Origin of the sequence: Hanamia caeni, from assembly GCF_003721595.1 — a bacterium.
Lineage (GTDB): Bacteria > Bacteroidota > Bacteroidia > Chitinophagales > Chitinophagaceae > Ginsengibacter > Ginsengibacter caeni.
The window spans coordinates 229,556-249,950 of record NZ_RJJR01000008.1 but is presented as its reverse complement, the minus strand read 5'-3'; the positions used below and the strand labels follow the sequence as shown (position 1 = coordinate 249,950).

Below are 20,395 nucleotides of genomic sequence, written 5' to 3'. Positions count from 1 at the left end.
ACGAATAGCTTTTACCATTCCAAACCCGGATATGCTCTTTGCATAAATTGCATTTCCGCAAGAATATAGCCTAAATGTTCAGTATGCACACCGTTTTTGCCACCACTTTGCATCCACATTTTTTCGGGAATAGAAAGAGTCGCTTCTGAAAAAACTAATTTTACTTTTTCAATCCAGTCATTTTGCATGTTACTAAAGTTGATGGACACACTATTTTTTAAATTGTCTTCAAAAGCAGCAGGAATAAACATTTCACCAGTGTAAGGCCATAAATTCAAAACAGCTTTTTTCATCCTGTTTTTACTTTCTTCGGTTCCATCGCCTAACCTTATAACCCAGTCGCCGCTCCATATTACATGATAAGTAACTTCTTTCAATGATTTTTCAGCGATTGCTGCCAATTGTTCGTCTTTTGAATAAATTAAGGTTTGGTAAAAATAAAATTGCCAGGTGCTAAACAAAAAAAGTTTGCTGATAGTGAACGCCCAATCTCCATTCGGAAGTTCGGTAATCAATAAATTTTTAAATTCGTTTGCATCTCTTAAATACGCAAGGTCGTCTTCCGTAACTTTTTTATCATTTTGAATATTGATTACTTCAGCAGCATATTGATAAAAATTTCGTGCCTGTCCGATTAAATCAAGAGCGATATTGGTGATAGCGATATCCTGCTCAATCATTGGCCCGTGGCCAGTCCATTCGCTGAGACGATGACCCATAATTAATGAACTATCGGCCAGAAAGAGCGCGTAATTCACTAAATCTTTTTTAGCATTATTTGTTGCTTCACTGTCCATTTATAAAATTTGCTTGTCATTCATCACATATATTTTACCTCATCAGGAAGCTCATAAAAAGTAGGATGGCGATACACTTTATCATTCGCAGGATCAAAGAGGCTTTCAGCATCATCCGGATTAGTGGAATGAATATATTTTGATTCCACCACCCAAATACTTACGCCTTCCATTCGACGGGTATAAACGTCGCGTGCATTTTCTATCGCCATTTTTGCGTCAGCGGCATGAAGACTTCCGACATGCTTATGATCCAGCCCTTGTTTGCTTCGGATGAAAACTTCCCAAAGTGGTTCTTTAGAACTCATTATTGATTATTGATTATTAATTATTTCTTTAATTATTACGACAATTTCACAACATCATCAATCACTTCTTTCTTTTTCTCAGCATAAGCCAAAGCCGCTTCTCTAACCCATTCACCATTTTCATGCGCTTTAATCCGTGCGTCTAAACGTTCTTTGTTGCATGGCCCGTTTCCTTTAATCACACTCCAAAATTCTTCCCAGTTAATTTCCCCAAAATCATAATGCCCTCTTTCTTCATTCCACTTTAAATCAGAATCAGGAATGGCAATTCCCAAAATATCCGCCTGGTCTTTACAAACGTCCACGAATTTTTGCCTGAGCTCGTCATTCGAAAACCTTTTTATTTTCCATTTCATGCTTTGCGCTGAATGCGGAGAATCGTCGTCGTTGGGCCCAAACATCATCAGACTGGGCCACCACCAGCGGTTCAGCGCATCCTGCGCCATTGCTTTCTGTTCTTTAGAACCACGACAAAGTGTTAATAAAATTTCATAACCCTGCCGCTGGTGAAAACTTTCTTCTTTGCAAATCCTTATCATCGCTCTCGCATAGGGTCCGTATGAAGCGCGGCACAAAGGCACCTGGTTCATAATTGCAGCGCCATCAACCAACCATCCAATCGCGCCCATGTCGGCCCACGAAAGTGTCGGATAATTAAAAATGGAAGAATATTTTGCTCTGCCGCTCAAAAGTTGCTCAGTCATTTCTTCCCGTGAAATATTTAATGTTTCTGCGGCGCAGTATAAATACAATCCATGCCCCGCTTCATCCTGAACTTTCGCAAGGAGGATTGCTTTCCTTTTTAAAGATGGCGCACGCGTAATCCAGTTTGCTTCGGGCAACATGCCAACGATTTCGCTATGCGCATGCTGGCTAATCTGCCTTATCAACATTTTACGGTAATCATCAGGCATCCAATCCTTCGGCTCAATCCTGATTTCCTGTTTTATTTTATCCTCAAAATGCTGTAATTCCTTTTCATTCATGACGCGGAATGTTTGTTCTCAAAGTTACTGATTTCAAAAGGGAACAAAATCAGGTAAGAGGTTAAAAAGAGAAAACAGAAAGAGAGGGAATTTGTTGCTTTACTTACGCCTGGTCGTAATCTACGACTACTTTTTCTGAACGCGGATGGGATTGGCAAGTGAGAATATAACCGGCTTTTATTTCACTTTTTTCGAGGCCATAATTAGCTTCCATTTCTACTTTGCCTTCTACCAATTTTGCTTTGCAACTACAGCAAACTCCGCCTTTGCAGGCAAATGGCAGATCAGCGCCTAAATCCAGGCCGGCATCTAAAATTGTTTGTCCGTTGTATTCAAGATTAAACTCAAAACTACGACCATCGATCCGCATAGTTATTTCACTTCCTTCCTCTGTTTTTTGTTCTACCGTTTCAAAAATCTGAGTATGTTCTTTAGTTGGCGTGGTAAACAATTCAAAGTGTATTTTTTCAGGATCGATTCCCTGGTTAATAAGAAAATCTTTGGTTGCATATATTAAAGGCTCCGGGCCGCAAATGAAAAAATTATCTATTGAGTTGAAATTAACCAGTCTTGAAAGTTGTTTCAACTTTTCATCATTAATTCTTCCATAATTAAATGCTGTTTCAGTTTGTTCCCGCGAAAAAATATAATGGACTGTGAGTCTTTGCAAATATTTGTCTTTTAATGTTTCCAGCTTTTCTTTAAAAATCACAGAATTTAATCCTTTATTTCCATAAACCAAAGTAATTACACTTTCTTTTTCTGTACCAAGAATGGTTTTGATTAGCGAAATAACAGGCGTAATTCCGCTGCCGGCGGCAATAAAAAGATAATTCTGTTTTTGAGCGGAGTTAATATTCGTATAAAAATTTCCTGTCGGCGGCAGTACATCAAGAACATCCCCTTTTTTCAATTGTTCATTTGCAAAAGTGGAGAATGTGCCACCCGGAACTTTTTTAACGGCTACCCGCAATTCATTTTCAAAAGAACTGCTGCAAATAGAGTAGGATCTGCGAATTTCTTCGCCATTAAAAGAATTTTTCAACGTAATATTTTGTCCGGGAATAAAACTAAATTCTTCTTTTACTTCAACAGGAATATCAAAGCCAATGGAAACACATTCGTCTGTTTCTTTCCGAATATCTTTAATAGTAAGTTTATGAAAATGAATAGCCATGTTTTCAAAGGTTTTAATCTATTTCAAAGGTACGCTAACACGATGTACTTTATTTTTATCAAAAGGCTAAATGTTTATTAAACGCGGAATTAATCGCAAAGAGAATAAGGAATAACTAATTTTGCGGTTAAAATTTACTGCCAATGCAATTACAACCGGTTGACAGAGTTGACAATATTTCAGGCGAAGATTTTAAAAATAATTATTACCGTCCGGAAAAACCGGTGATAATCACTGAGCTGGCTAAAGAATGGCCGGCTTATAAAAAATGGTCATGGGATTATTTTAAAGAAATAGTAGGGGATAAGAAAGTAGGTTTATATAATAATGTAAAAAGCGACGCTTATACGCCTATAAATACAGCAGATGATTATAAAACTTTTGGTGAATATATTGACATGATCCAGCGAGGCCCTGCCGCATGGCGAATTTTTTTATTTAATATTTTTGACCATGCGCCTCAGCTAATTAATGATTTTACATGGCCGGAGCATCTGATGAAGGGGTTTGTAAAAAAATACCCCATGCTTTTTACAGGCGGCCAGACTTCTATTACCCATATGCATTTTGATATAGATCTTTCTCATATTTTGCATACCCAATTTGCTGGAAGGAAAAGAGTATTGCTGTTCGGGTACGATGAGCAGCACAAATTGTACAGGAAACCTTTCGAAGTATTGAGCCTTGCAGATTTTTCTAATTACCACAAGGGAAATGGAACTCCGGATTACGAAAAATTTCCGGCTTTGAAATATGCTGTTGGTTATGATTTAATCTTAAATCCGGGCGACACGCTGTTTATGCCTGCAGGCTATTGGCATCATATGGAATACATCGACAGCGGATTTGCAATGAGTTTAAGGGCCCTGCAAAGTTCACTATCAGGAAAAGCCAAAGGAGCATGGAATTTATTTGGAATGCGCACCATCGATACCATGATGAAAAAGACTGTGCCTCAATGGTGGTATAATTTCAAAATCAAAAAAATAGATGAAATGGCAAACAGGGAAATAAAAAATTTTCAAATTACTCATTAGAAATTTGTTGGAATCAATAAATATATACTAATTTAGCGTTCCCATCTTTTCTTCCTTTTCCTATTTTATTAAAGACCGTACAGACTCCAATAAATCTGATTAATCCAAGGATTTAGTAATAGAATAATTTTAATCAATTATACTTTACCTTATTCGAAAATCTTGCAGGAAAATAAACTTTTTCTTGTGGTTTCAGAGGTAAGCAAGGCCGGTGATTTTTATCACTGGCCATTTTTTTGCGGGGTAAAGGTGCTTTAGTTTTCTTACATTTATAGGCCACACCCAAATTTGCGATCTATAAACCTTTAAATAAAATCTTAACTATGGAATACAACAATCCAAATATTAAAGAAGAAAAGCTTAATTATCAAATTGACGGAACGGAATATTTCAATTACGTTTATTATGACGATTCAAATGATAGCAAGCGGCCGGGAATAATTGTAGTAGATGAATGGTGGGGATTGACTGATTACGGAAAAGGGCGTACGCGAGCTTTGGCAAACCTCGGCTATATTGCAATGGTGGTGGATATGTATGGAAATGGAAAAACCGTAGAAGATCCGCAAAACGCAGCACAATTAGCGTCGGTTATTTATAAAAACCCTTCCCTTGCGAAAAAGCAGGTAGACATAGCAATTGAACACTTAAAAAAATATTCACAAACAGACCATTCTAAAATAGGAGCTATCGGCTATTGCTTCGGAGGTTTTGTGGTTTTAAATGCGGCTAAGCTGGGTTCTGATCTTACGGGAGTAGTTTCATTCCATGGTGGCCTTTCGGGAGCTAAACCGGACAAAAATAGGATGAAAGCGAAAATCCTCGTTTGCCATGGCGCTGACGACCCATTCGAAAACCCCAATGTGGAAAGTTTTAAAAATGAAATGGAAGCCGCAGGGGCGGATTACAGGTTTATAGTTTATCCCGGCGCTACACATGCCTTCAGCAATCCTAAGGCGACCGCCAAAGGAGAAAAATATAACATGCCCATAAAATATAATGAAGAAGCGGACAGCCGTTCGTGGAACGAAATGAAGGAATTTTTTGAAAAATTATTTTAAGCAATCAAATATCTTATCAGTAAAGCAATCTTTATGCAGGAATTTTATTCTGCCTTTAAAATTTGATGAATTTTTCGGGAACACGCTTTATGAACCATTTCTTTTTTTAATCCATTCTTTACTGGATTTGAGGCCTGTTTTTTGCACTAAATGCAAAAAAAACAACTAATTAATTGCTAAGAACATTTTAAATGAAGAAGCAAATCCGCATTACCCCAGGTTTAAGAGATTGGTTTTTTTTGCGATAAATCAGGGCACAAAAACCAAAAGTATGTCTTGGTTCGATTTTTTTCTTGGAACTTTCAAAGCAATCGTACATTTGTTTTAAATGACTTCTTCCTTTTTTACTTATGACCGGGCAAAAGTCCTGCAGGCTTTAAGGTTTCATTTTTTCAGCAGAAATGAGATTAAAATAATGATTATTGTTGTCAACGTTTTTGCTATCACTTCAGCTATTTTATATTTTCTAAAAAAGATTGATCCCCTTGCTTTTCTGCTGAGTTCTGCATTATGGTTTTCATTGATGATAGCATTTTGGATTGTTCTTCCCGGCATTATTTACAGAAGAGCTACCACTTTTAAAGATCGTTTTAGGGTAAGTCTTGAGCAGCAGCACTTATTTCTTGAGAATGAGCGCGGTAGTAAAAGCTGGCCATGGAAAGATTTTTCTGATTTTGTGGAAAGCGCCGGTTTTTTTCATTTATATTTTAATAGCAGGGCATTTTTCCTGGTACCAAAATCGGCTTTTCGTTCTGAGGATTTGCAGGAAATAAGAAAATTTTTGAAGCAAAAAATTAAAAAATAAATTGTGAGTATTTGTTCGTTTACTGGCTAAATAAATATTTTTTTCCTTCAAAATATAAGTTGCTATTTCATTTTTTCCTCCAGCAATTTTTTCCAATCCTGGTATAATTCCTCATATAATTCAATATTTGTTGGTTCGAATTTTCCCAACAATTTAAAATTTGAATAGGCCTCATGATAAGACTTGTAAATCCCCTTTCCGATGCCAGCGCCTAATGCGGCGCCAACGCTTCCGTCATTTTCGTATAATTCTACTGCTACGCCCGTTGCATTTACAAAAGATTGAATGAAAACATCACTCAAAAATAAATTGGCTTTTCCCGCACGAATTATAGTGGGATGTAAATCGTTTTCCCTCATAATATCAAGGCCATACCGGAAAGCAAAAGCAATTCCCTCCTGTACTGCGCGAAAAATATGTGCCCTCGAATGTTTATTCAGATCAATATTTTCCAGGTGAGCGTCAATCATTTTATTTTTTAGCATCCGCTCCGAACCATTTCCAAAAGGCAACACCAATAAACCATCGCTTCCGGGATTTATTTTTTCTGCGAGCGCATCCATTTCCTTATAGCTTAAATTGTCGCCACAAACTTTTTTAGCCCAGCTATACATGATGGCGGCTCCGTTAATACACAGCAACACGCCAATTCTCTTCTCATCATTTGTGTGATTTACATGAACAAAACTGTTTACCCTGGAGAATTTGTCGGATAATAATTTATCGGTAACCGCATAAATAACGCCTGAAGTTCCCCCGTTTGCAGCTACCTCTCCCGGCCGTAATACATTTAATGATAAGGCATTATTAGGCTGATCGCCAGCTTTATAAGTAACTTCTGCATTTTCGTTTATGCCTAACTGTTGCGCCAATTCTGGCAATATTTTCCCGTGAGAAGAAAACAGGCTTTCCACATCCGGGATCAATGAGCTTTCAAATTTAAAATTTTGCATCACATCGCTTGAGATATTATCCTTCTTAAAATCCCAAAGAATACCTTCTGATAATGCAGAAGATGTGGTGGTAATTTTTCCTGTTAATTTCATGGCAATAAAATCGCCCGGCAACATTATCTTATCTATCTTTTCATAAATCGCCGGCTCATTTTCTTTTACCCAGGCCAGCTTGGAAGCTGTAAAATTTCCCGGAGAATTTAAAAGACAGGAAGAACATATTTCTTCGCCAATTTCATGCAGCGCTTCTTCACCAATTTCCACAGCGCGGCTATCGCACCAGATGATGCTGTCTCTTAAAACATTTTGATTTTTATCCACCAACACTAATCCATGCATTTGGTACGAAATCCCGATGGCGGCAATATCTTTCGGGTCAAATTTTTTGGAAGTAATCAATTTTTGTATTGCCTGAAGCGTTTGTTCCCACCACATTTCAGGCGATTGCTCAGCCCAGCCCGATTGCAATGAAGTAATTGGGTTTTCTGTTTCTGGGCATTGTGCAACAGCTACCGGCTTTTGCGTATCCGCGTCAACAAGCGTTGCTTTTATAAATGATGTTCCAATATCAATTCCTAATAATAACATTCTTATATGGTTTAAATTTTTTTCTTAATTGCCTGCTAAATAATTGTTTCGCAGTAAAGCAACCTGCCCACCGGTAGGTACACAAATATTATTGAATTATAATTTGCGCTTCAGCCGGCTTGGCAGCGCCCAAATCTTCACTTCTTTGTGAAGGCAAAGAACCACCGATGCTTACCTTTATTTCACCGGAATTCAAAACACTTTTGCCATCTTCATTTACCAATTTCATCATGTCTGGGGTAATAGTAAATCGTACTTTTTGTGAAGCACCGGGCAAAAGTGTAATTCTTTTAAACGCTTTTAGCGCATACAAAGGGATATCCTGGCCACTTTGATGGGTAAGGTATAATTGCACTACTTCATCACTTTTCATTTTGCCCTTATTGGTTACTGTTACTTCAGCGGCAACAGTTTCATTCTTTTTGATTTTTGATTTTGACAATTTCAGGCTGCTGTAATTAAAATTCGTATAGCTTAATCCAAAGCCGAAAGGATAAAGTGGCTCGCCTTTGAAGTAACGGTAAGTCCTGTTTTGCATCGAATAATCATCAAAAGGAGGAAGGTCTGCATCGCTTTTATAAAATGTGACAGGTAATTTTCCCGAAGGGCTGTAATCGCCAAACAGAATATCAGCAACGGCCGTACCGGCTGCTTCTCCGCCATACCATGCATTTAAGATTGCAGGAATATTTTGCTGTTCCCATGGAATAGCCAAGGCACTTCCCGTCATCATAACAAATATAATTGGCTTGCCGGTCGTTTTTAAAGCTTTCAAAAAATCAGTTTGCACAACAGGTAAATTAATACTCGTTCTGTCGCCACCGCTAAAGCCTGGAGTATGCACTTTCATCTCTTCACCTTCGAGCCGCGGCGAAATTCCGCCGACATAAATAATAACATCCGCATCTTTAATGCTGTCAATCAATTTTGAAAAATCCTGTGGTTCGGTTGAAACGAATTCTGTAGCTTTTGAATAAAAAATATCCGCATTCGGCAATTTATCTTTTATTGCCTGCAAAACCGTTGTAACGACCGAAGGCTTTCCGTTATAATTGCCTAATTGCGTATTGGCATTATCAGCATTAGGGCCTAATACTGCAATATGTTTGATGCTTTTATTGAGAGGCAACAAATTATTTTTTTGACCTGAAGCCTGAGCATTGCGCAGCAAAACCATAGACTCTCTTGCCATCTTCAATGCAAGATCTTTATGCGGCTGGCTTTCCAAATTGGTTATGGGAATTTGCGCATATTTTACCATGCTAACCGGGTCAAACATGCCCAACCTTAAGCGAATAGTAAATAATCTTTTTAGAGAAACATCAATATCTTTTTCTGTTATTTTTCCATCTTTTACAGCCTGTATCAAGGTTTTGTAGGTATGATTTCCACATTCTACATCGGTGCCGTGCAAAACGGCATCAGTAGCTGAACTTTCTGCGTCTGGAAACAATTTATGTGTTTTGTAAAAATCATCAATAGCGCCACAATCTGAGGTTACATAACCTTTAAAATTCCATTTATTGCGCAGAATATCTACCATTAATTTATCGCTTCCACAGCAAGGCTGCCCCTGGTAGGCATTATAAGCGCACATAACGCCGGCCACTTTTGCATTCACCACCAATTGTTTGAAAGCAGGAAGGTAAGTGGCCCAAAGATCGTGGTTGCTTACATTTACATCAAATGTGTGGCGCGAAGATTCGGGACCGCTGTGAATGGCATAATGTTTAGCACAGGCAGCAGCTTTTAGATACTTTGGATCATTTCCCTGTAAACCTTCCACAAATGCAGTTCCTATGCTTGCAGTAAGAAAGGGATCTTCGCCATAGGTTTCCTGGCCGCGGCCCCATCTCGGATCCCTGAAGATATTGATGTTGGGCGTCCAATAGGTAAGGCCGGTGTATCGGCTGTAGTCTTTTTTTCGGAGGCTTTCATTATGAATGGCTCTTCCCTCATCCGAAGTGAAGCCGCCCATTTGTTTCATTGCTTTCACATCAAAAGTAGCTGCCATTCCTATGGCCTGTGGATAGGAAGTGGTTGGATATTTGGTTCGCGCTACACCATGCAAACTTTCGTTCCACCAGTCGTAGGGAGGAATTCCCAAACGTTCAATTGCAGGAGTAGAATTGAGCATCTGGTTCACTTTTTCTTCCAGCGTCAATCTTGAAACCAAATCATTAACCCTCGCGTTTATCGATAAGGCCGGATTTTGAAATGGATAATCAAATTTTTTCTGAGAAAATGCTGAAATATCAACAGATAAAAAAATCAGCAGGTATAAAATAGCTTTCTTCATTATTTATTCTTTTACTGCTTAAAAATGATCGTTTTATCCCGCCACTCCTAACGGCGAGAAGTAAACGAAAACTGAGATAACAATAGCCACGACAATCAAGGATAGAATTACATCCCATTTATTCCAGCTTGCACGGCTCGCAGCCCTGTCTTCAGCAACCGTAGTTGCAAAAGTCAATCCTCTTATTTGTTCTTCATCAGGCTTAGGTGTAAGTAAACTAACAACAACCATCAGCGCTATTGAAAAAAGAAATAACAAAATGCAGAAATAAAGAAAATTAATAGTAGCAAATGAATGCAGAATGCCCGTTAAATCGTTTTGGAATAATTCTAAGGTCAATTTTATAATTCCCAAAATAAACCCGACTACCATGCCGGTGAGTGCGCCGGTTCCATTAATCCGTTTAAAGAAAACACCCAATAAAAAAACCGCCGCAATCGGGGGCGCTAAGTAAGATTGTACGCTTTGAAGATATTGATACAAAGTACCCGAAATTCTACTCATCAACGGAATCCACGCCATACCGAGCAGTACCACTACTCCTGTGGCGATTCTACCAACTTTCACGAGTTCTTTGCCGTTTGCCTCGGGTTTCATTTTTTGGTAGATATCCATTGTAAACAAAGTGGAACAAGCATTATAAACAGACGCCAGGGAACTCATAAGCGCTGCCAGTAAGCCTCCGGCCAGTAATCCGCGAAGACCGACCGGCATTAATGCTTTTACCAACGTTGGAAAAGCTTCGTCATTCACTTCTAAATTCAGTTTACCCTGTGCATGAAGCGCCGCTGCAATTAATCCGGGAACCAGGAAAATGAAAAAGGGAAGTAATTTTAAATAAGCCGCGAATATGGTGCCTCTTCTTGCCTGCCTTTCATCGCGGCCCGCGAGGCATCGTTGTACAATATGCTGGTCGGTACACCAATACCAAATTCCGACTATGGGCGCGGCGAAAGTGATGCCCAGCCATGGAAAATCCGGATCGCTCAAAGGAGGAAACATATTCAGCTTTTCTTTTGGAACAGAATTCATAAGTCCGCTCCATCCTCCCACTTTATCCAAACCAATAAATAATAACACCGCAGAGCCTAACAATAATACAAATGCCTGGATAGCCTCCGTGTACATTACTGTATGCAAGCCGCCAAGTATGGTGTAAATACCGGTTATAACAACAAGAATAATGGCGCCTGTCCAAAAATCAACACCAAGAAAAGAATTAAAAACCAGGGCCCCTGCAAAAATCGTAACCGATGCTTTCGCAATTACATAGCTCAGAAGCTGGATAATAGAAAGCAACCGCCGCGACTGAGCATTGAATCGTCTCTCTAAAAATTCAGGCATTGTATATACCATACTTCGCATATAAAATGGCACAAACACCCAGCCCAATACTAACACTACCCATGAATGCATTTCATAATGTCCCATTACGAGGCCGGAAGTAGCGCCAGTGCCGGCGAGGCCAACAATATGTTCAGACCCCACGTTAGAAGCAAGAATGGAAGCCCCGATAACCCACCATCCGAGGTTACGGTTGGCCAAAAAATAATCAGAAGGGGTTCCTCTTTTTTTTCTGATGGACCAAACAGAAACGCCCCCGATAATTACCAGGTAAAGGATTACAAAAAGTATATCAATCGTTCCAAGGAAGTGCATAAAATGATTTTAGTTTTGACTAATGGTTAAAGAAAACCAGGAAGATTCTCTCAGTTATTATTTTCTAAAATTCCTGATTAAACCTTCCTGGTTAGGAATTGATAAATTTAAATGAAACGGTTAATTATGTTTTCAAAATATTCCTGTTTCCCGCTGATGGTTTCCGGTTCTCCATTTTTAGCAGCAAGATTTCTCAAATCTTCGAGAGTCAACTTTCCTTCTTCAAAAGCTTTTCCATTGCCTTTGTCAAAAGAGCCATAACGATCTTCGCGCAGTTTTTTATAATCGGACTTTTTGAGAATAGTATCTGCTGTGATTAAGGCTCTTGCAAATGCGTCCATACCGCCGATATGTGCATAAAAAAGGTCCGCCGGATCAGTTGAGTTTCTACGGATTTTTGCATCGAAATTGATGCCGCCGCCCTGGAATCCACCGGATTCAAGAATTATCAGCATAGCTTCTGTTAGTTCATTAATATTATTGGGGAACTGATCGGTATCCCAGCCATTTTGGTAATCGCCGCGGTTGGCATCCATACTGCCCAGGAGACCTGCATCAGCAGCTACCTGCAATTCGTGCGTAAAGGTATGACCGGCCAGTGTTGCGTGATTCACTTCAATATTTAATTTGAAATCCTCCATCAGATCATACTGGCGCAAGAAGCTGATTACTGTCGCTGCATCATAATCGTATTGATGTTTAGTGGGTTCGCAGGGCTTGGGTTCAATAAAAAATGTTCCTTTAAAACCATTTTTGCGGGCATAATCTTTTGCTGTATGCAAAAATTTAGCAAGATGCTCCTGCTCTCTTTTCATATTCGTATTCAGGAGAGTCATATATCCTTCTCTTCCGCCCCAAAACACGTAATTTTCTCCTCCCAGTTCGATGGTTGCATCCAGTGCGGCTTTCACCTGCGCAGCCGCATGCGTAAGCACGTTAAAGTCGGGATTGGTGGAGGCGCCGTTCATGTATCTTTTGTGAGAAAAAAGGTTAGCCGTGCCCCACAATAATTTTACACCGCTTTCCTGTTGCTTCTGTTTTGCATAAGCAGTTATGGCCTTTAATCTTTTTTCATTTTCAACCACGTCGTTAGAATAATCCACCAGGTCCAGATCATGAAAGCAATAATAAGGCATTCCCATCTTCGTAATAAATTCAAACGCGGCATCCATTTTATCTTTTGCCCTCTTTACGGCGTCCTCTTTCTCATTCCACTGGAAAACATGAGTGCCTTCGCCAAAAGGATCCGAACCATTATTTCCGAACGAATGCCAATAAGCACAGGCAAATTTGAAAAACTCTTTCATGGTTTTTCCACCGATTTTTTTATTTTCATCATACCAACGAAAAGCTAAAGGATTATCGCTTTTAAGACCTTCGTATTTGATTTGCGGAATTTTTTTGAAAAATTCTTTTTTTCCTGAAATAACTGACATTTTTAATTGTTTTTTATAGTTAATATGTATTCTTGATTTACATCCAAATTTCTATTTGTATCATTATCGCCTTTATTCGTTTAAGCATTAATGGGCATGGTGTGTTTTGTTGAAATCAAACCGGGATAATTTGAAAACACTAAAAGTACTATCCCCTTCTTTAATTTTAATATTTTTATCGGGCTCAACATTTTTAAACTTCCGAACTTCTCCCGTTACCGGCCAGGTGATTTCTATTGTATCAATTAAGGTGGCACTGCCAATGCCGATATGCTGCTTTAAGGGATTGGCGCCAAAGCTTCCGCCTGAATTGACCTCTCTAAAGACGGACCGGGGTGTATTATTTTCCTTAAAAGTAACTTTTATTCTTGCACCAATGGCCGCCCGGTTACTAACATGCCCTTCTAACAAAACATTGATCCAATGATTGCTATTGTTTTCGCCCGGATTCAGGTACAGTGAATTTTCATAAGCATCCCCCACATAAGCGCCACCCATTTTAATATAAATATCTTCATTGCCATCATTATCCAGATCCACAAATGAAACCTCGTGGCCCTTTTGAATGTTTCCTACCCGCGCTGAAGTAGTGATGTCCAAAAAATTTGTACCATTTATATTTTTAAACAGTTTATTGGGCACCGCTGATTTGAAAGACGGGTTGCCGGTGCCAAGATAAAAATCAAGAAATCCGTCATTATCAATATCGCCATAGTTTGACCCCATTGCGAATGCAACTTTATTAAGCCCGACTTTTGCCGATACTTCCTCAAAAGTACCATCATGCTTGTTTCTGAATAAAAAAACTTTGCCTGCATTATTCACCGGTGCATTCACGGCCTCTGCTGCGGCATACATTGCCAGCGAGCCATTAAATTCATAACCACAAACCAAAATGTCTAACCAGCCATCATTATCATAATCCCAAAACCATGTTGGGAAAGATCGGGATTTATTTAAATTTAAGCCTGCTTCTTTGCTTGCGTTTTCAAACTTTAATGCGCCGTCTTTTGCAGACTTGTTTTTTAATAATATTTTTCTTCCGTTAAGGGTAGAAATGAAAATATCAGGTAATCCGTCGTTATTATAATCACCTGAGGTAACACCTTTTACATATTCAACAATACCGGCCCCTGCCTGAGCTGCGACTTCAGAAAAAGTACCGTTTTTGTTGTTGATGTATAATTCACACGGGTTAGCTTTTCCGCCAGGAGATGTTTCGTTCCCTATAAAGACATCGAGCCAGCCATCATTATTAAAATCAGCCCAGGTAGCGGCTTGCGTGGGATGGAAGGACAGCAATCCTGCTTCTTTGGTGACATCTGTAAAAGTACCATTGCCATTATTTCTCAGCAAGGAGTTTGGCATATTTCCAAACCGGCCCTGCCAGCCGCCTCGTAACACAAAAATATCTTTCCAGCTGTCGTTATTATAATCGGTTTGCATCATGCAAAGGCCTCCCGTTAATGAACTTAGCCCTGTAGAATCTGTTATATCTGTAAACGCTCCATTTCTATTATTTCTGTAAAAATGCATTGGTTCCTCAAGCGACCAACTGCTGATTACAATATCCGGGTAGCCATCATTATTAAAATCGTCTACTATATTTCCGCCGGCCTGGCATTTAAAATTTAAGCCTACGTTGGCCGCAACGTCAGTAAACGGCTTAATGATATGCATCGAATCATCATTTTCCACCTTCAAAAGATATTGGGCAGGAACATTTTGCGGATAGCCGCCTGTAGTCATGTAAGCAATATTCAAAAGCCACCGGGATTCGAGGTCACCGGGATTATCCAATAACAAATCCTGGTAAATTTCAATGGCTTTTTGTGAAGCGGACTTATCGTGATGAACACCTTCTTTTGAAATGGGATAAATACAGGATTGAGCATTGTGCATGTTTATACAATTCATTCGCTCGCCCAATCTCAGATAGGAGATGGCCAATTCTTTCAAAAATGACTGGCGCTGCACAAGATCGCCTTGCGTTTTTTGTAAAAGTTTTTGATAAATATCAATCGCTTTTTGTTCTTCACCTAATTCCAGCAAAGCATGGGCTTTGCGCGTCAGCACTTCCGTTTTCAAATTTTCATCCGAAGAATTTTGAATTACGGAGTCTGCATATTGTACCACGGCCTCCGGCGAGAATGGATTTTCCGGGCTGTAGAAAGCAATTTTGGATTCTTTTAAAAGATCTACCATATACTGGTTAGGAGATTTTTTTTCCTTGCAGGAAGCTGATAGAAAGGGAACGCCAAAAATGAAAGCCATACACCAAAAAGACAAACCTGCCTTATTTATTCTTTCACTGTAACAATTTATAATATGAATTGCTGGCATCGGTTTAAAGCGGCAGAGATTACTATATGGGAAGTGCTAAAATATTTAAATAATAAAAAATATCCTTATTTATTGCTTTACTGTAATAAAAAGATAGAGGCTTTGAGCAGCCTCTATCTTTTTAAAAACTACCTTTTCGTAATTATTTTATCAATGGATTGGCTGAAGTTTCGCTTGCCGGAATCGGTAACATATCCACCTGACCAGGTTTGGGGTCAGGCATAATAGATGGATAGTAGCCTTTTTTTCTCCATCTTAAAATGTCGATATTATTTACTTCTTCACCGCATAATTCAACGGCTCTTTCGTGCATCACTGCTTTGATAGCTTGTTCTTTTGACGTTAAGGTTACCGCTGGCATATTTACACCAGGCCTTGCCCTCACTTCATTTATATATTTTGCGGCATCTGCCGGAGTGCCTACTTCTGCTTCGCACTCTGCCAGCATAAGCAATACATCTGAATAGCGTATCAAACGGTGGTTCAGCCCATCAGGATGGAATCCATCATCGGTCCAGTCCAGTATTGAATATTTACGATACACTCTTTTTTTGTCTACTCCGTTACGATTGCTTTGCGCCACATTCATTCCGATTTCGGTAAGCGCCACGCCCGGCTTAGTGCCCTCAAACGTCATAATTTTATCGCCTGATTCAAAGAAAGTTAATTTGTATCGCGGATCATTGGGCTCAAACTCGTTAAGTATCCGATCAGAAGGAACAACATTTCCCCAAACAATACCATACTCCTGGCTGCGCATTTCACTGGCATCGGCTGTGGCGCCTTCACCAGTGTAACCCCAGTTAAAATTATTATCGCCTTTATCTACAAAAACCACTTCAAATACGGATTCTGAATTAAACTCATGCCCTGAAGCAATATCCGCAGTGCCCAGCTTTACGTCGCCATCAAAATTATGCAGGAAAGGCACTAAGGAATATTTGCCATAATCCTGCAGAAGGGCTGTTTTGGCAGCAGCATAATCGCCATTCTGCATTTGCACCCTGCCCAACAAAGCGTAAGCGGCTCCTTTGGTAGCGCGCCCAAGCTGGGATTGTGTAAGAGGTAGTTTTGAAATGGCATCAGTCAGGTCGCTGATTATAAGAGTGTACACATCGGCCACGGGCGATTTGGCCTTGTAGCCGGCGGCTGTAGTTACAGGCTCGGTATATAGCGGCACGTCGCCCCACATGGAAGCCAGTTCAAAATAAGCCCATGCACGTAAAAATTCTGCTTCACCCACAGTAACATCCCTGAGAGCGACATTATCTTTTACGTCGGGAGCCTTTTGAATTACAAGATTCGCCCTGTTGATCATTTGATAACAACCGTTCCAAACACTGGTCATTACGGAGTTAGAAGGTGCGGGCGAAGGTTGCTTCAGCAGTTCAGCCCTGGGAGCTTCAAGTTGTGAACCGCCGGGAGCCGTTTCACTTCCCCTCATGTCGTGGGTAAAAAACCATTCACGTCCAAGAAGGTTGCCCGAACGCATGCTTGAATAGACCGCGTTTACGCCATTTTGAAGTTCGGCAGCGGTTTTAAAATAGCTTTCTGTAGTGGGATTATTTTTATCCAGCACGTTGAGCCTTTTGTTACATGCAACAACAACTGCTGTAACCAGGACAACGGCAATAACCCCTATTTTAATATTTCGATTCATAATATCAGGTTTTATAAACATTTTGAATTTTTTTCATTTAAAAATTTAGGTTAATACCTACCTGGTAAGCTTTCGGTTGCGGATAAACCGCGTAGTCAATTCCATTAGTTAATGACGTGTTTGGTGTTCTGTTGCCTACTTCCGGATCAAAGCCTGTATAATTAGTAATTGTCAGGATGTTTTGAGCGGATACATAAATTCTGAAGCCATTTACCACTCCCTTAGTCAGTGTTTGCAGTGATTTTTCCGGAACGGAATAACTTAGCATTATATTTTTTAACCTTAAATAAGAACCATCTTCTATGAACCGGGTGGATGGCCTTGCATTTTGGTTAGGATCAGCAGAAATAGCACGTGGAATCTTAGTGTTTGTATTTGTAGGTGTCCATGCATTTAACACCTGGGTACCCGCATTGAAGAACCGAATCATGCCTTCAGTTGCAGTACGGGTTGCATTGTATATTTTATTGCCCTGCACTCCCTGGAAAAAGACATTTAATCCGAAATTTTTGTAGGTAGCCCCCAGGCTTAAAGAATAGGTAAATTTAGGAATGAAGCTTCCCAGGAATGTGCGGTCGTTATTATCAATTACTCCATTGCCGTCCAGGTCTTTAAACTTAAGGTCGCCGGGACCGGTACCACCTGTTTGCGTAGCATGCTTTTTAATGTCTGCTGAGTCCTGGAAAATACCTTCTACAACCCATCCATAAAAAGATTGAATCGCATGGCCAACTGCAGTATTGGTTGGATTGATACCCTCTGTGAAATCCGCATCAGAGCCAGATTCTATATTGGTAACCCCTTCAGCTAAACGAAGCACTTTATTGGTAATCATGCTAAAGTTTCCGCTTGCATTCCATTGAAAATCGCCTACGCGGTCATTATAGCCCAGTTGTAATTCAAATCCATTGTTTTTCATACTTCCTACATTCTGAGGAACTGTAGTGCCTATAAATCCCATACTCGGAGGTAAAGGCACACCCAAAATCAGGTTGTCAGTTTGACGCTGAAAATACTCTGCAGAAAGGGTAAAGGCGTTTCTTAAAATGCCCAAATCAAGGCCTATATTCAGTTGCTTGGTGGTTTCCCATTCAAGGTCTTTATTCCCAAGCGACTGGATCGAGGAGGCCGGGCCACTGGTTAATGCGTTATTAAAAGGATAGTAGGCGCTATTGGAACTCACATTTACGAGCCATGGAGTATTTCCAAGAACAGCGCCATTCAAACCTGTAATTCCATACCCAGCCCTTATTTTTAATTCCGAAATCTTTGTCTGGTTTTTCATGAAATTTTCCTGGTCAATTCTCCAGCCGATAGAACCTGAAGGAAAAGTAGCCCATTTTTTACCGGGGGCCCAAACAGAAAGCCCATCTCTTCTGATGGCGCCACTTACCAGATACTTCCCCTGGTAATCATAATTTACACGGCCTACATAGGAAACAAGTGAGTTTTCACCCACTAAGGTTTGAGCCGACACATTAGATGCATTATTTAATGTTTTTAACTCATTGGAAGCCTGGTTGCCGCTTGCATTTTCGTTCTTCGATTTTTGGCCCTGGTATTCATAAACTGCTATCGCATTGACATGATGGTTGCCAAATTGTTTGTCGAATGTAAGTTGCTGGGTATATAATTGAACAGTAGAAATTGACCTGTTATTGGTAATGGTTGCCTGTATGGCGCTGGAGCCGGCGATGGTTCCGCTGTCGTTAAAGATAGGAGAGAACCGGTAATCTAAGCCGTTTGCATAATCAATGCCATAAGTGGAACGGAATCTTAACCAATCTGCGAGTTTTACTTCAATATAGGCGGTTCCAAATATTTTCAGCGTTTTTCTGCTTCCGGGATTTTTAATTACCGCGTCTTCTATCGGATTGGTAGGATCACCTCCGTCCAGCACAGAATTCACTCCCCTGAATCCATCGCTCGTTGTTGGGTCGTACACCGGCATATAAGGCATCATCCTGATAACATTCAGCAGGTTTGACCGGCTGCCTGTTTCGTTATTATCGTAAGCCTGATCCCCAAAAGCGGTATAAAGATTTTCGCCAAAACTAAACACATTGCTTATCTTATGCTCTGAATTTATCCGGAAATTATACCTTTTAAATCCCACGGAAGGTGTAGTTCCATCCTGGTCCATGTAACCTGCTGAGGCATAAAACCTTGAAACTTCATTCCCGCCACTAAGCCCGATATTAGTTTGAGTCATTGCTCCCTGTTTAAAATATTCGTCCTGCCAGTCAGTAATATTGTTACCATAAGTTGTGTTTGCGCCCTGGTATATCGGTGTGCTTGCCCATGGTTCCTGGCGTCTTGGCACTTTTTCACCACGGTAGGCAATTGCATATTGGTCAAATTGTGATGGATTGAGAAGGCTTATTCTTTTGGTAATATCCTGTATTCCATAATAAGAATCAAGGCTTATATGCATTTTGTTATCCCTGCTGCCTTTTTTAGTTGTAATCATGATTACTCCATTCGTGGCTCTCGAACCATAAATGGCGGCTGCTGAGGCATCTTTCAAAACGTCAACGGATTGAATGTCTCTTGTATCAAAAAGGGATAAATCGCCGGTTGGAAAGCCATCAATTACATACAACGGGTTAGAGGCATAAGATATAGAACTAATACCCCTGATACGAACAAGTGGGGACGTTCCGGGGCTTCCGTTATTGGTGACCGTTAGCCCTGGCACGCGTCCCTGCAAGGCCTGTTGCACACTCGGCACAGGAAGTTCTGTTATGGTTTTCCCGCTTACGGTTGAGATGGCGCCGGTTACTTCGGTTCGTTTTTGAGTACCATATCCCACTACTACCACTGCACTCAATTCAGAATTGGTAGCAGTAAGCGCGATTGAAATGTTTTTTTCATTGCCGAGGGTAACTTCTTTGGAAATATATCCCAAAGAGCTAACCGATAGTACATTGCCCGGTGAGGCACTAATAGAAAACATGCCATTTTGGTCTGTGACGGTACCCCGTGTTGTTCCTTTAATGGTTACAGAGGCAGCCTGAATAGATTTGCCGGATTCATCCGTAACAGTGCCTGTGACTGTCTGAGCCCGGGTTTCGGTTTGAAATCCTACGCATAAAAGGATTAGGAGCACAGCGAAAAAGTTTTTCCCTGCTGTTGAGATTAACTTTCCGGCCTGGCGATTTACGTTTCTAATTGTCATAAGAAAAGTTTGTTTAAGTATTTAAAGCTAAAATTCCATTCGTGGCTGATCATGGCTATATAAATTTCCCCCATGAAACTTTTAGATTACTAAAAATCTACATTAAAT

Annotated in this window: 14 protein-coding genes; 3 read left to right on the top strand and 11 right to left on the bottom strand. The window is 40.1% G+C overall.

From position 1 onward, the window contains the following. Window positions 1-11: 11 nt before the first annotated feature. From paaC to paaE, 4 genes are all read right to left on the bottom strand, one after another. A complete protein-coding gene (gene paaC / locus EFY79_RS11375) occupies window positions 12-797 on the bottom strand; it encodes a 1,2-phenylacetyl-CoA epoxidase subunit PaaC (protein ID WP_123120823.1) in 786 nt (261 codons plus the stop codon). 23 nt (window positions 798-820) lie between these two features. Further along, window positions 821-1,105, bottom strand: a complete 285-nt coding sequence (gene paaB / locus EFY79_RS11370; RefSeq protein ID WP_123120822.1) for a 1,2-phenylacetyl-CoA epoxidase subunit PaaB — start codon at window positions 1,103-1,105, stop codon at window positions 821-823. A 35-nt stretch (window positions 1,106-1,140) separates the two neighbouring features. Beyond that, window positions 1,141-2,091 carry a 1,2-phenylacetyl-CoA epoxidase subunit PaaA gene (paaA, locus tag EFY79_RS11365; protein WP_123120821.1) on the bottom strand — a complete coding sequence of 317 codons (951 nt, stop codon included), beginning with the start codon at window positions 2,089-2,091 and terminating at the stop codon, window positions 1,141-1,143. Window positions 2,092-2,194: 103 nt separating this feature from the next. After that, entirely contained in the window at window positions 2,195-3,268 is a 1,074-nt protein-coding gene (paaE, locus tag EFY79_RS11360) for a 1,2-phenylacetyl-CoA epoxidase subunit PaaE (protein WP_123120820.1), read from the bottom strand. A 143-nt stretch (window positions 3,269-3,411) separates the two neighbouring features. On the opposite strand from paaE, the gene EFY79_RS11355 reads away from it, so the two are divergent. The 3 genes from EFY79_RS11355 (at window position 3,412) to EFY79_RS11340 (ending at window position 6,171) form a co-directional block, all read left to right on the top strand. Further along, a complete protein-coding gene (locus EFY79_RS11355) occupies window positions 3,412-4,305 on the top strand; it encodes a cupin-like domain-containing protein (protein ID WP_123120819.1) in 894 nt (297 codons plus the stop codon). Window positions 4,306-4,628: 323 nt separating this feature from the next. Further along, on the top strand, window positions 4,629-5,366 hold the full coding sequence (locus tag EFY79_RS11350) for a dienelactone hydrolase family protein (protein WP_123120818.1): 738 nt from the start codon (window positions 4,629-4,631) through the stop codon (window positions 5,364-5,366). 328 nt (window positions 5,367-5,694) lie between these two features. Further along, complete coding sequence (locus tag EFY79_RS11340) at window positions 5,695-6,171, top strand: YcxB family protein (RefSeq protein ID WP_123120816.1); 477 nt, start codon at window positions 5,695-5,697, stop codon at window positions 6,169-6,171. 62 nt (window positions 6,172-6,233) lie between these two features. Here the strand turns inward: EFY79_RS11340 and EFY79_RS11335 are convergent, their stop codons facing one another. The 7 genes from EFY79_RS11335 to EFY79_RS11305 form a co-directional block, all read right to left on the bottom strand. Continuing rightward, the gene (locus tag EFY79_RS11335; protein ID WP_123120815.1) at window positions 6,234-7,712 is read right to left on the bottom strand and encodes a xylulokinase; all 1,479 of its coding nucleotides are present in this window, start codon (window positions 7,710-7,712) and stop codon (window positions 6,234-6,236) included. Between the two features lie 88 nt (window positions 7,713-7,800). Further along, a complete protein-coding gene (locus tag EFY79_RS11330; RefSeq protein WP_123120814.1) occupies window positions 7,801-10,011 on the bottom strand; it encodes a glycoside hydrolase family 3 C-terminal domain-containing protein in 2,211 nt (736 codons plus the stop codon). A gap of 33 nt (window positions 10,012-10,044) precedes the next feature. Further along, window positions 10,045-11,670 carry a sodium:solute symporter gene (locus tag EFY79_RS11325; RefSeq protein ID WP_123120813.1) on the bottom strand — a complete coding sequence of 542 codons (1,626 nt, stop codon included), beginning with the start codon at window positions 11,668-11,670 and terminating at the stop codon, window positions 10,045-10,047. A gap of 107 nt (window positions 11,671-11,777) precedes the next feature. Beyond that, complete coding sequence (gene xylA, locus EFY79_RS11320; RefSeq protein ID WP_123120812.1) at window positions 11,778-13,106, bottom strand: xylose isomerase; 1,329 nt, start codon at window positions 13,104-13,106, stop codon at window positions 11,778-11,780. 87 nt (window positions 13,107-13,193) lie between these two features. Further along, on the bottom strand, window positions 13,194-15,395 hold the full coding sequence (locus EFY79_RS11315) for an FG-GAP-like repeat-containing protein (protein ID WP_233577984.1): 2,202 nt from the start codon (window positions 15,393-15,395) through the stop codon (window positions 13,194-13,196). Between the two features lie 196 nt (window positions 15,396-15,591). Next, window positions 15,592-17,109 carry a RagB/SusD family nutrient uptake outer membrane protein gene (locus EFY79_RS11310; RefSeq protein ID WP_158605201.1) on the bottom strand — a complete coding sequence of 506 codons (1,518 nt, stop codon included), beginning with the start codon at window positions 17,107-17,109 and terminating at the stop codon, window positions 15,592-15,594. Window positions 17,110-17,146: 37 nt separating this feature from the next. Then, window positions 17,147-20,287, bottom strand: a complete 3,141-nt coding sequence (locus EFY79_RS11305; RefSeq protein ID WP_123120809.1) for a SusC/RagA family TonB-linked outer membrane protein — start codon at window positions 20,285-20,287, stop codon at window positions 17,147-17,149. Window positions 20,288-20,395 lie beyond the last annotated feature (108 nt).